Annotated in this window: 16 protein-coding genes; 5 read left to right on the top strand and 11 right to left on the bottom strand. The window is 51.9% G+C overall.

Features of this window, described 5'->3' with window-relative positions; genetic code table 11:
- Positions 1–16: 16 nt before the first annotated feature.
- A complete protein-coding gene (gene pbpG / locus ACEN2G_RS11000; protein ID WP_442021552.1) occupies positions 17–949 on the bottom strand; it encodes a D-alanyl-D-alanine endopeptidase in 933 nt (310 codons plus the stop codon).
- 744 nt (positions 950–1,693) lie between these two features.
- Here pbpG and ACEN2G_RS10995 point away from each other — a divergent pair.
- From ACEN2G_RS10995 to ACEN2G_RS10975, 5 genes are all read left to right on the top strand, one after another.
- Positions 1,694–3,037: a hypothetical protein gene (locus ACEN2G_RS10995; RefSeq protein WP_442021533.1), complete on the top strand. Its 1,344-nt coding sequence runs from the start codon at positions 1,694–1,696 to the stop codon at positions 3,035–3,037.
- Positions 3,038–3,061: 24 nt separating this feature from the next.
- Positions 3,062–5,275, top strand: a complete 2,214-nt coding sequence (locus ACEN2G_RS10990; RefSeq protein ID WP_442021532.1) for an Ig-like domain-containing protein — start codon at positions 3,062–3,064, stop codon at positions 5,273–5,275.
- 85 nt (positions 5,276–5,360) lie between these two features.
- The gene (locus ACEN2G_RS10985) at positions 5,361–5,858 is read left to right on the top strand and encodes a hypothetical protein (protein WP_442021531.1); all 498 of its coding nucleotides are present in this window, start codon (positions 5,361–5,363) and stop codon (positions 5,856–5,858) included.
- A 54-nt stretch (positions 5,859–5,912) separates the two neighbouring features.
- A complete protein-coding gene (locus ACEN2G_RS10980) occupies positions 5,913–7,235 on the top strand; it encodes a hypothetical protein (RefSeq protein WP_442021530.1) in 1,323 nt (440 codons plus the stop codon).
- 44 nt (positions 7,236–7,279) lie between these two features.
- Complete coding sequence (locus ACEN2G_RS10975) at positions 7,280–7,648, top strand: hypothetical protein (protein ID WP_442021529.1); 369 nt, start codon at positions 7,280–7,282, stop codon at positions 7,646–7,648.
- 59 nt (positions 7,649–7,707) lie between these two features.
- Here ACEN2G_RS10975 and ACEN2G_RS10970 read toward each other — a convergent pair whose 3' ends face one another.
- The 10 genes from ACEN2G_RS10970 to ACEN2G_RS10925 all read right to left on the bottom strand — a co-directional run bounded on the left by ACEN2G_RS10970 (position 7,708) and on the right by ACEN2G_RS10925 (position 14,402).
- A complete protein-coding gene (locus ACEN2G_RS10970; RefSeq protein WP_442021528.1) occupies positions 7,708–8,562 on the bottom strand; it encodes a CsgG/HfaB family protein in 855 nt (284 codons plus the stop codon).
- A 40-nt stretch (positions 8,563–8,602) separates the two neighbouring features.
- Positions 8,603–9,016 carry a curli assembly protein CsgF gene (locus ACEN2G_RS10965; RefSeq protein ID WP_442021527.1) on the bottom strand — a complete coding sequence of 138 codons (414 nt, stop codon included), beginning with the start codon at positions 9,014–9,016 and terminating at the stop codon, positions 8,603–8,605.
- Positions 9,013–9,384, bottom strand: a complete 372-nt coding sequence (gene csgE / locus ACEN2G_RS10960) for a curli production assembly/transport protein CsgE (RefSeq protein ID WP_442021526.1) — start codon at positions 9,382–9,384, stop codon at positions 9,013–9,015. The genes ACEN2G_RS10965 and csgE overlap by 4 nt, the downstream gene beginning before the upstream one ends.
- 177 nt (positions 9,385–9,561) lie before the next feature.
- A complete protein-coding gene (locus tag ACEN2G_RS10955) occupies positions 9,562–10,044 on the bottom strand; it encodes a type II secretion system protein (protein WP_442021525.1) in 483 nt (160 codons plus the stop codon).
- Complete coding sequence (locus tag ACEN2G_RS10950) at positions 10,031–10,399, bottom strand: type II secretion system protein (protein WP_442021524.1); 369 nt, start codon at positions 10,397–10,399, stop codon at positions 10,031–10,033. The genes ACEN2G_RS10955 and ACEN2G_RS10950 overlap by 14 nt, the downstream gene beginning before the upstream one ends.
- Before the next feature lie 3 nt (positions 10,400–10,402).
- Positions 10,403–10,876, bottom strand: a complete 474-nt coding sequence (locus ACEN2G_RS10945; protein WP_442021523.1) for a type II secretion system protein — start codon at positions 10,874–10,876, stop codon at positions 10,403–10,405.
- Between the two features lie 26 nt (positions 10,877–10,902).
- Complete coding sequence (locus ACEN2G_RS10940) at positions 10,903–12,789, bottom strand: secretin N-terminal domain-containing protein (RefSeq protein WP_442021522.1); 1,887 nt, start codon at positions 12,787–12,789, stop codon at positions 10,903–10,905.
- A complete protein-coding gene (locus tag ACEN2G_RS10935; RefSeq protein ID WP_442021521.1) occupies positions 12,786–13,322 on the bottom strand; it encodes a hypothetical protein in 537 nt (178 codons plus the stop codon). The genes ACEN2G_RS10940 and ACEN2G_RS10935 overlap by 4 nt, the downstream gene beginning before the upstream one ends.
- Positions 13,322–13,870: a GspMb/PilO family protein gene (locus ACEN2G_RS10930; protein ID WP_442021520.1), complete on the bottom strand. Its 549-nt coding sequence runs from the start codon at positions 13,868–13,870 to the stop codon at positions 13,322–13,324. Before ACEN2G_RS10930 ends, ACEN2G_RS10935 begins: the two co-directional genes overlap by 1 nt.
- A complete protein-coding gene (locus ACEN2G_RS10925; RefSeq protein WP_442021519.1) occupies positions 13,857–14,402 on the bottom strand; it encodes a hypothetical protein in 546 nt (181 codons plus the stop codon). The genes ACEN2G_RS10930 and ACEN2G_RS10925 overlap by 14 nt, the downstream gene beginning before the upstream one ends.

The raw sequence follows: 14,402 nt of genomic DNA, 5'->3' as shown, positions 1-14,402 counted from the left end.
AAGCAGCGAGTACAGGTTACTGACGGACTAAAGCCTGTTTTTGGCGCTCCTGCTGCTTGGCTTTTTTGTAGTCCAGTGCCGCTGCCGGTACGGGTGTTACCGTGCCGGTTTCTAACCATCTTTTTAGACGATTGGCATCGGCCATGTGAGTATATTTACCAAAGGCATCCAGCACCACAAACGCCACTGGCCGTTGATTCATTTCGGTGCTCATCACCAAGCAATGCCCTGCACTATTGGTAAAACCGGTTTTACTTAGCTGAATATGCCAATTATCTTTGCGCACCAAGGCGTTAGTATTACGAAAACCAAGGGTGTAATTGGGTTTAGTAAAGGCGATGGTTTTCTCATCCGTGGTACTGAACAGGCGGATCAGCGGGTAGTCACGAGCCGCTTTGATCAGCAACACTAAATCATGGGCGCTGGACACGTTATTTTCGGATAATCCCGTCGGTTCAGCAAAGGCGCTATGCTGCATACCCAGAGCTTGCGCCTTGTTATTCATGGCTTGAATAAAAGCCGCATGCCCGCCACGATAATGGTGCGCTAAACTGGCGGCAGCGCGGTTTTCCGAAGCCATTAACATGATCTGCAATAAATCACGGCGACTAAGCTCGCTACCGAGGCGCACCCGCGAAAACACACCCTGCATCTCGGTCGTATCACTAATGATAATAGGCAGTTTTTCATCGAGAGACTGCTGCGCATCAATGGCAACCATAGCCGTCATTAACTTGGTCACAGAGGCAATGGGGGCCACAAAATTCTCATTGCTAGCATAGAGAACTTCATCTGTTTCCAAATCTACGACTAACGCACTGCCTGCGGCAAGCACTTGCTGAGCTGTGTCTTTTTTCGCTGGTGAGGGTACGGGCGTAGTTGCTGCATGACCGTATCCGGCCAAAAATGAGCTGGCTAGCACAACGGCTTTAATTAAATTAGAAATCATCACAGTCAGTACTCAAGTTGAATGGTTTTACGCTGCTATATGTAGCTCGCCTTCCCTGTCGTTAGCAACAATATGACCATATGATGACATATTCGTTGCTCTGCCCCTAGCTGTTGACACTATTTTTTACTGGCAGAATATGTCAGCTAAAACGTGACCTCGACGTGCTTGCTCGGTGAAAGTCGCTGAGGTTATCCGGTATTAAACGTAGATATATACCTACTTGAAAAAAGGCCTAGCTGGGTTATAAAAAATAACACTCAAGACGAGCACACTGCTGGCTACAGTCAGGTGGATATTGGTCGCTGCATCTTTAACGGTTATCGCTCACTGCCACATTCAGAATTTCACTCATAAAGTAAGAGTAAGGTGTGTCCGGCAGCCGTCTATTTTATTGTGAACATAGCACTGTAAAAGGTGTGCATGTAGCACTTTTTAAGCAGACGTTGCTAAACACATCGCTGATTAAATCAAGGCCAGCAAGACTCTATGCCGCGATATTTTAGACGTTTCCCCTTTTCCCACCAAATACCCCAAAAAGCCCACCCATTCCCCGAACTTGGGCATATTTCCCCAAATTTAGTTGACGTAAATACATACCGACTAGCGGAAATACCCAGTTCCAGCACCGTTTTCGCCAAAAAACAAGAGTGGTATGAATATTGCTCCTTATGCTTGAAGCCTCTTTGCGGTTGAGCCAGACACAAGGATGAGGGGCGCCATTTATGCTCGGAGGAATAACAAATGCTGAACATTAAAGTGAATACGGCTACCTCGCTGCTACTTATGATGGTGGCAAGCCAGTCGGCGCAGGCGGCACTTAATGATGTAGACCCTGGGCCTTATCTGCAGGTAAACGGAGGCTTTGCCGCTTGGTATCAAGATACACACGGTCGGGTACTCGACCTGTGCCTGTCCAAGGCAATTAGCTCGCGCGCCCCGGGGGCTGCGGGCGCGCCCTCCTATATGTGTGGCCTGCTACCCGAGCCGGGTTTCGATACTACTCAAGCGGTCAATTTTCCCACTAACTTTCCGGGCGAAGCCTTCTGGTTTACCGGTGATGCCAGCATAGTGGATGCCGCCTCGGGTATCGATTTGACCTACATTTCGGCCCTAGAAGCCGCCTTCGCCGCCGAGGAAGTGGTTGAAGGGGATCAAGTCAGCTTTGCCCGTATTCGTATTCGGGTCGATGTGCCCACCGCAGGTACTTACATAGTCACCCACCCTTATGGCGTTGAAGTTTTCGAGGTTGATGTAGCGGGTGGAAGGGCCATTAACATGACCCGCGATATCGGCATTGGCACTCCCAAAACCTATAACGGAGCCCTGACCGGTGATGTGGGACCATTTCTGCGCAGCGTAAACGGGCCCTATAGCGAAACCAACCCAGACACCGGCCTAGTGGAAAGCTTTATCGGTGATCCCAATCTGCTGGAAGAAGTCACTGGCAGCCCCTTCAATACCAACTTCATTCGCATTCAAGGCCCAGGGGGCATCGACTTAAGCACCAAGCTGTTCGCCGTAACAGGCAAGCTGTCTACCGTTGCTCTAGCCACACCCGCCTTGGTCGAACGCGCCACCTACTCCCGCAAGAACGGGGATAACGGTGTGGTTGCCCAGCAAGATGTGTTTTTGCAAGCCCCACCACCGCCGGCTAGCGCCAGCTTTACGGATTCATCCAACCTAAGCCTAGAGATGACCGAAGCCAACACCACCGGCAACTGGTACGGACAATCGAGCACCAATCCCACCCTGCCCGCAACTCTGAGCCTGACTGTCGACAACCAGCTTGCCATCCCCAACAGTACGGCAACCACAGTCACTACGCCCTTAGTCGATCTGGTGCAGATCCACAGCGCCGAGTACAGCCTAGCTAACAGCATGATCACCATCACGGCCAGCAGCACCGACGAAACAACCTCACCGACACTGACCGTCACCAGCAACGGAGACACTATCGGCACCCTCACAGGATCCGGATCGATCAAGTCTCTGTCGACCAACATCACGCCCATTCCCCCTGCACAAATCAGGGTGGAGTCGGAACATGGCGGCAGTGATCTCGAAGAAGTCATTATTCAGCCCTAAGCATCCAGTGAGCCAGGAGGCATCATGAACAAATGGACAAAATACATCATCACTCCCCTAGGGCTGCTCGTCGCCACCGCCGGTCCGGCCCAGGCCGAGCTGTCGGCGGTTGACCCTGGTCCCTACACGCCTAACTCCGGCGGTTTTCCGCTCTGGTATCAGGACGATAACGATTTGCAACTTGAGCTGTGCAGATCTAAAGCCGTTAGCGGGGGGGCTGCCGGCGCCTACATGTGTACCTTAATTCCCGAACCTGGAGTATTTAACGATGCCGACCCTCTCGTTTTTCCAGGCAACTGGCCCGGCGAGCTGTTCTGGTTTCTGGCCGAGACCTCCATCCCCGAAGCCGCAGTCCCCGGCTATGAGCTAGAGGTGTATGTCGCCGCTCTGGAAGCGGCCTTCGCTACAGAAACCCCTAGCGCAGGCGATCAGGTGGGCTTTGCCCGTATTCGTATCCGCGCCTCGGTGCCAGTGGCGGGTACCTACACAGTCACTCATCCTTATGGTGTCGAGACCGTCGAAGTCACCACTCCTGGGCGACGCGCTATCAATATAACCCGTGATATAGGTATTGGTACGCCAGGCGACTTCACTGGCGCGCTCGCAGGAGACATAGGCCCCTTCCTGCAAAGTCAGAATGCCCCCTACACCGCGACCAATCCGGAAACCGGAGTAGTAGAAACTTTTATCGGCAATCCCAACCTGACCGAGCTGGTTACTGGCAGCCCCTTTAATACCAACTTTGTACGCATCGAGGGGCCGGCGGGGATAATAGAAAACAATCAATTCACCCTTGCCGGCAAAGTGCGTGATTCCAGCCCATCGACTCCGCTGGCCATCGAACGCGCCAGCTACCAACGTACCGCAGTACAGACACGAATCGAAGTTTTTGCCAGCTCGGCAACCGATGCTGAGGTGTGCTTTCGCGAGACCCTGGCGCTGGTGGGTGGCACGTCACCCTGTCAGACCGATCTTATATCGGACAACAACGGCCGCTTCTTCGTGCAACACCCTCATGCGACAGAGCTGCCCAACTTAATCGTGGTAACCGCCAGCAACCCCACCGGAGCAACGCAACCCAGCTCGCTGTCCAGTGGATTGATTGATATCGTCAAAATCAATAGCGCTACCTATTCATGGGACGACCACACACTGCGTATAGAGGCGACATCCAGCGATGAAATTCAGGTACCGGATCTGGTGGCCACCGGCTTCGGTAGGTTGAGCAAATCTTCTAACCTGCAGACATTGATCATATCTGATCTGAGCCAGCCTCCTGCCAGCATCACGGTTCAATCCGCCGCAGGCGGCAGGGATACAGAGATAGTGACTGTTACGGGTAGCGCTCCTGCTACGCCCGACAATCAATTACCTCTGGCTCAGCCAGACAGCGGTACTACCACTATGGGCGTACCGCTAACATTGCAGCTGCTGGCTAACGACAGCGATCCAGACGGTGATACCCCGCTCAGCGTAGTGCAACTGACTCAACCCGCCGTCGGACAAGGCAGTGTCGCGCTGAATGGCAGTACTTCCGTGGTCTATACACCGCCCACCACCACCAATAACGCGCCCTTAGTCGCGACCTTTACCTATCGGGCGCAAGATAGCCGCGGCGGCCTCTCTGAGCCGGCAACCGTCACTGTCACTGTGGGTGCAAACCAAGCCCCCATAGCAGTTAATGACAATGCCGCAACGCTTGGCATTCCGCTGACCATAGCCGTACTCGCCAATGACAGCGATCCAGAGGGCAATACGCCGCTAACTGTGGTCAACCTGACACAGCCAACCACGGGTCAGGGCACTGTGTCTACCGACGGCACTACAGTGTCTTATATCCCTCCAACCTCGGTTACCAGCGCGTTTAGCGCCAGCTTCACCTATCAGGCGCAAGACTCGTTGGGCGCGCGTTCTATCCCAGCCACAGTTTCCGTCTCGGTGTCGCCAATACCGAATACCGCTGAAACGCTGACAGTGACAGAGGCAGAGGCCAGAGGAAGGCTTAACAGGCTCACTTGGAGTCTTCAAGGCCAAACATCACTGGCAACCGGTAATACCATTACCGTCGAGGTATCGACTACCAATGGCCCTGTCATTTTGGGCACGGCGACACCAACTCAGGCTGGCAGCTGGCGGTTGGTCACTCGGACAACCGACGTGGTACTGACCGCTAACCCCACCGCCACCATCAGATCGGCCTTCGGGACCGTCACCACGATCCCGGTGAACGTCAGATAGTTTTACCCTGCCTTTGCAAGGTAGCAGAGGCAGGTCTTACTACTAGGAAAGTAGTTAGGAAGAAAAATCAGAAGGAGCTGACATCATGCTACGACTGTCAAATTGGCTGCATTACTACACCAAGATTGCGCTTGCTCTTTGGCTCTGCTTGGGCAGCGTTCAGTCGCAGGCGGCTGATTTGATGGACAATTTTGATTTGGCTGCACAGCCCCACTTACTCACGCCAGCAGAGTTCGAGTTCAACGACACGACCACGGCACAGCTGGCAATACACCAAGTTGGTCAAAATAATTTAGCGCAGCTAAACCAGTCGGGCCAATCTCTGCTGGGGAGCATAGTTCAGGTAGGCACTGATCAGGAAGCCTATATCTTGCAACAAGGAGGGAACCACATGGCAATCATCGATCAGTCTGGGTATGGCAATTCAGCCCTAATTTCACAAGCGGGTTCAGATAACCAAGCAGTGATAATACAAGCGGGTATCAACAACGGCGCCCGTATCGAACAGTTTGGAGTGGGACTGCGCAGCAGTATCACCCAATACGGCAATAACCAGCATATACAGGTTCACCAGTACCAGTAGTAGTCACTGCGTTCATTTGTGATGGGCGCGAAAATATTCTTTGGAGGTAATACCATGTTGAAGATAAGCCAACTTAAGATCACCCCTGTCGCGGCTGCCATAATGACGCTGCTTAGCGTGCAAGTGCTCGCCGACGACAGCACATCCAACCAAAACCAATATGGTGATGGCAACATCGCCAATGTCAATCAGAGCATGGCCAGTCTCAGTAGTGCGAATCAGGTGCAAAGCGGCACCATTAACTATGCGAGTGTCGAACAACAAGACGACATGAGCAGCAGCTCATCGCAAAATCAGTCAGGAGCGCTAAACGACGCTCTTAGTATACAGAGCGCCAGCGATACGGGCTCGTCTTATCAGGCTCAGGGTGGTAACGGTAATAAGTCTCGGAACTGGCAAGAGGCTCAGGTGAACAGTTATGCCACCACTGAGCAATATGGCAATAAGAACGACACCTCCATTTATCAGGAGACGACCGATAACAGCAAGGCTTACATATATCAAAGTGGTGATGAAAACCGGGCGGCGACATACCAAGTTTTCGAAAATAGCAGCATCAATGTGCAACAAGCTGGCGAATTGAACGATGCCTATGTTGAACAATTCGACGGCGTAGATAACAGCGCCAATGTATTGCAGTCAGGTGCCGGCAACTACGCTGAAACCTGGCAGTGGGAGCAGCTGAACAGTGCCTCCTATATCAACCAAGCCGGCATGTATAACGAAGCCATCGTCGACCAAATTAGCGGCGAGAACAACCTAGCCACCGTCTGGCAAAGTGGCGATAGCAACGCCGCACTGGTTGAACAATACGATGCGGCTGGAATGAATGCTTACGTCAGTCAAAACGGCAGTCTTAACTTCAGTGCTATTCAACAAGAGGGGGTGAGCCATAACCTGACCATTACCTCGAACGGCACGGGTAATGAGCTTTATGCTGGTACCGAGTATGATGCCAAGGAGGGAGGCCAGTTTGGTAATAACCAGACTGCCAGCCTGAATCAAAACGGGGTGAATAACAAAATTAATCTCAGCCAAACCGGCAGTTATAACGAGCTGTATTTCAACCAGAATGGCACAGGCAACACGCTGACTGCCAAGCAAGAAGATGGCGGAAACCTTGCATCGGGTTACAGCGTCGGCACCGATAATAGCGTCGATCTGGCTCAATCGGGTAGCGGTAATATCGCTTGGGTTGAACAGCAATATGGCGATAATAATCTATCCCAGATCACTCAATCTAACAGTGACAACTACGCATCCACCGTTCAGGGCGGCTCCGGCAACCAAGCCTATATCACCCAGTCTGGCTACAGCCAAACCGCCTATATTACCCAATACGGCAGCGGTAACGTGGCAACCAGCAACCAAAACTAAGCAAAGATTTAATTAGCGCCGCCCAAAGGGCGGCGTTATTTTTTATGCAGAGTTTATTACCGGAGGTAAAAACCATGTTAGCCATCTTGCTCTCCACCGCCCTCTTGACTGGCAGCGAGCCACCCAGCCCCCAATTATATATCCAGCGGCTTGGCCCCAATCAAGCGCAAGTCAGCTTATGTTTTGAAGGCACAGGTCAGCAGGTGCGTTTCGACCTAGAGCTGCAGTCATACAGCCCTGCTGGGCAAAGCCGCACCAGACAAAGCGGTCAACTAACGGCTCTAACCGAGCCGACATGTCCCGTTAACAATCAGATAGTGGCACCGACGCCGAGCAAAATTGAAACTAGCCTGCAGTGGTGGCTGGATGAGGTAGAGCAGACACCTGAAGTTCGTATCATCGAATGGAAGTAAGCCAAGCCGCAGTTTCTCTCTACTGCTAGCTTGGCCATTATCTCGATAAAATAATGCTATTAGATACTTGCGGGACTCTTTGGCATCTCGCTTAGGTATTTGGGTAACGATGACTGATCAAAGTTACTTGTATCACCTACTTGCCACAATCGTTGCTCTATCCCCTGAGCCACCAGATGAGCCACTGCCGCTTCAATCGCCGACAACACACAGAGTTGCGCCGGCTCATTGGTGGTGTAACCTACTTCGGCTTCCAGTAGTTCTTTAAACTCGATAAATTTAAACACGCCGGCTTGGCGACCGACCGAATATATGGTTTTACTGGTCATCACATTGGCCAGCACCCGACCACTGCGCACATCGACCGCCCGTAAATTAACCGTCACCTGATCGACTCGATATTCATGAGAGAGGCTAATACCCAGATAGGCCGCGCCCTCTCCACCACTGCGCACGTTGGTGTCGTAGGCAATAATACCGCCTTCCAGCAGTAAATTAGCGGCTTGTAAGGGGGGCAAGTCATCTAAAATATTCACCGGCGTATTGGGTTTACTTTGCGAAGCGCGGATAATTTTGCGTTCAGTCAGCACGTTCTGCAATCCCTCTCGCTCCAGCACGTGAAACCAGCCACTGGCGTGTAGCGCATCCATGAGCATACTGGCTGCCCCCTGAGTCACACTGGTCGAAAAAGAACTGGCCGGAGTGGGTTTATACTGGCCGGTCTGATCACGAAAACCATAAACAGCGGCGACTAATCGCCCCTTAGGTTTAGGGAGTGCCAATAAATCATAATAGGTCGACGCTCTGGGCGTCAGTGTCGGCATTTCCGGCTCTATTTCAGCGGGCATAGTCTCACGCAATGCACATCCGGATAACGCCACTGATACGAGTGTCAGCATAATTAATTTGTTCATGGGCTCGACATCCTTGTGGGGTCTTGAACAGTCTGTAGACTTAAAAATTGTCAACGATAATTTCCGACACTTCGCCGGTTAACCTGTCGGTAATGACAATGGTCAAGACACCGTCATTATCCTGGAGGTTGATAATAAACGCATCCGTGGTCAGGCTGCCGGTTTCGCCATTCTGAATATTGGTTAATAACTGCGACAACAAACGGGACTCCAACTGAGAGGTGAAGCGCTCCAGCGCCGTCGGCGTATTATTTTTCAGTCTGTCTTCTAATTCGGGATCTTTGTACTTATTTTGGGCTTGAGCATTACCCAGTAAAAAAGAACCGTTTAATGGATTACCGCCAAAGGTCGGATTTATGGGGGTGTAAACCAATTCGCTGGCCTGTAGGGTGACAGTAAAGCAACTGGCAACCAGCCACAGACAAACCGGAGTAGACGTCATTCTGGTCTTCATAATTCATCCCTCTCTAAATCGAATGTATCCTGAAACAGATTTTCCAGCTTCTGCCGCGCCACTTCTTCACGTACTTGATCCGCAGCTAAATGGGCAACCGCCTGCAACTCTGCCGTATTAGGGGCAAGAAAATTACGATAAAGCGTGCGCCCTTCATACTCAACCCACACCAAGCTTCCCCAACGTGCCGAAGGTCGCTCGCGCACCACCAGATTGAAGTCCATCTGGCTCGTATCCCGTAAACGCTCAGTAAAATAACGATAAAATTCATGCCCGACGCGAGAAATACTGTTATCGACGACAAAGCCCATCATCTCGTCTTCGTTCGCGCTAACCGCACTCGACAGTAATAACAGCATGACGCCCATAAGCAGCGTTCGGCTTCCTTTTTGTCTGACGCATTTTTCTTTATCCCTGCACTCGGCCCCAATGTCGATGGCCCCCCCCTGTTCGCCGAAAGCCTCTGAATTGCTGTACGCCTGATGTCTCATCTCGCTTCCCTCATCCTCAATTGACATTCCATTGCACAACCGCGTGGCGGTATTTCAATATGTTAAAAACGATTTTTCCGCTACAAATTGCCAATCCCGATAGCTGCTCATCCCCTCAAACTCACTCCATTGAGCAGGAAAATGAGCCTGCATTAACGGCTTGCTCTGTAGGCGGCTATATACGCCGGCAATACGGCCATCGACAGATAAAATCAATCCCCAGTCGTGGCTGCCGGTCATGGGATCCGGATAGAGACGACGCAAGTGGCGGTAAACTTGGGGAAATCGAGGATCCTCCAGCAAGTCTTCCAACCGTTGTGGGTAAAGAGCAACACCCGGCGAGCTACGGTAATAGCTACGTAACGCCTGCGCATACTGAGTGCCCACCCAGAGCAATTCCCGCTCCTTGGCGCGCTGACTACCCAGTGACCAGAGCTGCCCCGTTCCCGCCAGTGCCAAGCCCATTAACACCACCAGAAATAGCACCCCTATATAGGTAAATCCTTGTTGTGCGCCGATGCCGTTACCATTGTGCATACTGACTTCCATCCCGAGCTTGGCCCGGGGCGCCACTTTTAATATCCCACACCCCATCGCCTTCTGGCGGGGGGACTATGACCCACAAATCACTGCGCTCTATGATGGGATCCTGCGGTAACTTGCGCAGGTAACGCTGCTCGACCAATTGCGCTAAAGAATCCGGATAACGGCCCGTATCACCATAATATTGATCCAGCGCCTCGCGCATCACAGATAAGCTCTGACGGAGCGTCGTTTCCTTCGCCTTTTCCAGACTGGTGAAATAGCGTGGCCCTGCCACCGTCAGCAGCATGGCGATAATGCCCATCACCACCAGCAGCTCGATTAGGGTAAAACCTCGGCTTCGTTTCATAAGTCACCATGCCTGATAAGGAACACCATTGAGCCCTTGCCCTCGAGCCAACGAATAAACATCGAACACATCCTCTCCCGATCTGGGATCTTCTGCTGGGCTATCATAGGCACGCAGCCCCCAGTGTTCGATCGCGGCTCGCTGCTGATCGGCAAAAGGATCTCGCGGTATGCGTCGTAAAAAATAGATTTTCCCACCTTTGACATCCCGCACATCGCGCACGCCTTCAACCAATATTTGCAGAGAAGGCGGATAACCACTTTCGTTCGCCGCCGTTTGGATATACCCCGCAGTTGCCGCCATCTTGTAGGCATCAATGGCATCACGCAGTTGATATAAAGCCGTTCTCAACTCCTGCTCGTGGCCACGACGGATCACAGTTTCTGTCATAGGTAACGCCATGCTGGCAATCAAAGCGACCAGTGCCATGGTAATCACCATTTCGATCAGTGAAAAACCCCTCTCTCCCTGTGACATAACGCCTCCTCACATGCCGGCGAACACTATTCTGTTTCACTGAAAGAGGCCGGTACCACCACGGGCTGCAGCTGAAAATGGCTTTCGGTACCGCTCGCAAACTCCATATCGCTAGGGCTGCGGTATGGCAAGTTACGCACGATGCGCGGCGTAATCGACAACACCAGTTCAGACTTGCCAACGATATCTTGGTTACTGCCAAACAGGCGCCCCAAACCTGGTACATCGCCAAGACCTGGCACCTTATTACCGCTGGAAGAATGATCATTGCGCATCAAACCGGCCAGCAGTTGAGTTTCACCATCGCGTAGTCGCAAAGTAGTGGTCGCATTGCGCGTGTCTATCTGCACCGGAATGGTTCCTGAATTGGTGGGCCGCAGCGGCGTGGCATTACTCACTTCCAGAGATATTTTTATGCCCACCTCATCGTTAAGGTAAATAGTCGGCTGCACGTCTAATTTCAGACCCACATCTAGATAGGTGATACTTTCGGTGATGACAGGGCCCTGTGTGGAGGGGGTAGAGGTGGCACTGACAATGGGTACGCGCTGACCGATATGGATCTTGGCCTGTTCTTTGTTAGTGACACGGATCACCGGACTGGCCAAGGTGTTCACGTCTTTATCCTGCGCATTAATCTTTAACTCAGGAGAAGGTGAGATACTAATGCGTCCCGCATCTATACCGCGCAACTGATCCAAAATCCTGATATCTGAGCCATCAGCATTGAGTACACCAAAGGTATTAGGCCATTGCAGCCCCAGATCCAGAATGCGCTGCTGGGAGATCTCCATCACTTCCAGCTCCAGCACCACTTCAGGACTTGCCTGATCTTGTGCTAGCAACAGCATTTCGGCCATTCGCACCGCCTCTTGCGAATCTCGCATGGTCAGTGTGTTGAGCCGCTCATCGATAAAAACATCACGAGTTTTAAGCATGGTCTTGATTAAATTGAGTGCCGAGTTAGCATCGGTACTGGTCAGATAAAAAGTGCGCATTACCAGTTCTTGGTAATCTTTCAGTTTTTGTGGCGAGTCAGGGTAAATAAGAATGGTGTTATCGTTGACCACCTTCTGATGCAACTGATTCTGTTGTAATAACAGGGCAACGGCATCTTCGATACTCACTTGACGCACAAAGATCGAGGCCTTGATATCCGGTCTGATATCTTTATCAAAGATAAAATTCATGCCCGCCGTACTGGCCAGCACCTCAAAAATCACATTAAGATTAGCGTCTCTGAACTCCAGCGTAACCGGGCGATTTAAACGTGATCGCAACTGGGGATAAGGCGCATAGGTGCGCGCTCTTATGGTCTCAATATTGCGCTGTAATTGCTGTGCACCTTCATGTTTAGGATCCAGCGCGAAAATAGCCCGCACCTGCTGCTCGGCACCACTCACATCACCTCGCCTAAGTGCCGTTTGCCCGTTGCGCAGCATATCGACGATGTAATGCATCTGATCCAACTGGCGTAGCCCTTCTTCGGCTCGAGCGTTATAGGAGTCAAGATTCAATACTCGTTGGTAACCCAGCCGCGCCGCGCTGAAGTTTCGCTCCTGCAGCGCCATATCAGCCTGACTTAATAACGTGGTTAATACTTTTTTTCGCTGGGTAGCCAGCGTGAGCTGCAAGCCCGTGTCCCGAGGTGCACCAGCGGCACTTTTCTCCAGCATCGCCAGCCCATCTTCGTAGCGACCAGATTCAATTAAGGCCACTCCTTCGTGTCCAGCCGAGCCCGCACAGGCAGCCAGCAAAACCAGCATGGGCGCCATCACTAGCCAGTAACGCCACGAAGACCCCACCAGTAACTTCTCCACCCACACCTTGTCACCAGCCACTGCTATCACAGTCGATAACAGCATGCCGGCTAACGTCATTCCGTCGTCATTAACCTTGGCGCTTACTATCATGGTTTGCTCCCCACACTCAGAGACTGAGTCACTTGCAAAGGCAAATAGAGCAATGTCATCCCATCATCGGTGACCCCGTCTACTCGGTAAGTACCGTCAATCACATCCCCCTGACTAACAACATGCACTTTTTCTCCTTGTTGTAAGAAAACGCGTATTTTTTGGCTGTCATCCAGTTTGCCAATAAAGCGAAAAGGTAAAGGCGGAGTCATGGGCTTGGCCGGTGGTGGTGGTAAAGAGACGGGGACCAGGGCGACAGGTGCTCGCTTTGGTGCCACATACCAACTATGTGCGGCAAACAGATCGGCATTGACCGCCCGGTTGTTAGAGATGGCAGCACTTGGTTTGCTGCTCTTTGTCGACTCAGAGCCTGAACGCAATGCGGCCAATGGCCCTTGCTTAGTCATTGATAAATCTGCGGATGATACTGTCGTTGTATCCGTTTCATCCGTAAGAAAATACTCGGGAATAATGGCCACCACGCCGGCCACACTCAAAAAAATTATCCAATACAGCCGTTTGCGGTTATGCATCACAACCTCGACAAATAGAGCGTCATGCGAATTCGGCCCTCGAGTTGAGAGTCGGCAATCTGCTTACGCCTAAACTCCACTTCTTCCAATACCACAGCAGGCAATTCGGCCAATAAGCCATGGAGAAAGCGCCGCAGCTGAGGGTAGCTGCCACTCACCGGCAACACTATCTGGTAGCGTGCCAACTGGGTTTTAGGATCCACTCCCAGTGCATATTCACCACGAGACAGAGCAATGCGCTCTTGCTTGGCAAGCGCGTAGATGCGGTCGATAGCCGCCGTGGCATCCAACTGCGCGGGCAGAGTTTGATAGAAATCATCCACTTGTTGCCCAGGCGCCGCCACTGCTATATCTAATCCTTGATCCAGTCGCAAACGGTATTCAACGGCCTGAGTGGTACGTCGTTCAAGCCCTGCTAGATGTTGCCACTGTGGCAATAACACCAAGGCAGAGTAAGCGAGTGTCAACAGTAACAAGAGACTACCCAGCCAGCCTGGCCGACCTAATCGTTGCCACTGCTCTTGCAGGATCAACTTAGGGATATTCATGATTCACCTCCCAGGTCGCCAGTAGATTAAATCGGATTGGTTGCTCGGCAACGCTCTTGACTATCTCGTGACTGAGCAGAGAAACATCGCTGAGCTCATCGCTTTGTTCCAGCTGACGGTGAAAGGCCAGCATAGCCGGCAGATCACGAGATTCCGCCGAGATCCGCAATTGCCGTTTGTGCGCATCCGGCGCCAGCAGCAACAGAGATACGTTCTCACGTGAAGCCTTTTCAAGCATAGTAAACAATCCTTCCCAAGGACGGTTCATCTGCTCAGAAACACGACGAATTTCTTTCAGTTCTGTCTCCTGAATCACACTTAGGCCAACAGTGCCAACGCCGTTGACCAAGTTAGTCCCCGGTAATGCCTGCTCAACCCTCGCCAATTGCTTTTGCTGCTCGGCGGTGGCCACAGTTAACTGCCATTGATAGAACAGACCCACCATAACGGCGAGTGTACCCAGCACCAGCAGACTCCAACCCAGCGGGCTCGCTTGGGGTTTGGAATGAAAATCGAGTTCGAGTGTACGCAT

It is taken from the genome of Oceanisphaera sp. W20_SRM_FM3 (assembly GCF_052119705.1).
In the GTDB taxonomy this organism is placed as follows: Bacteria; Pseudomonadota; Gammaproteobacteria; order Enterobacterales; family Aeromonadaceae; genus Oceanimonas.
This window is presented reverse-complemented; position numbering and strand designations above follow the sequence as displayed.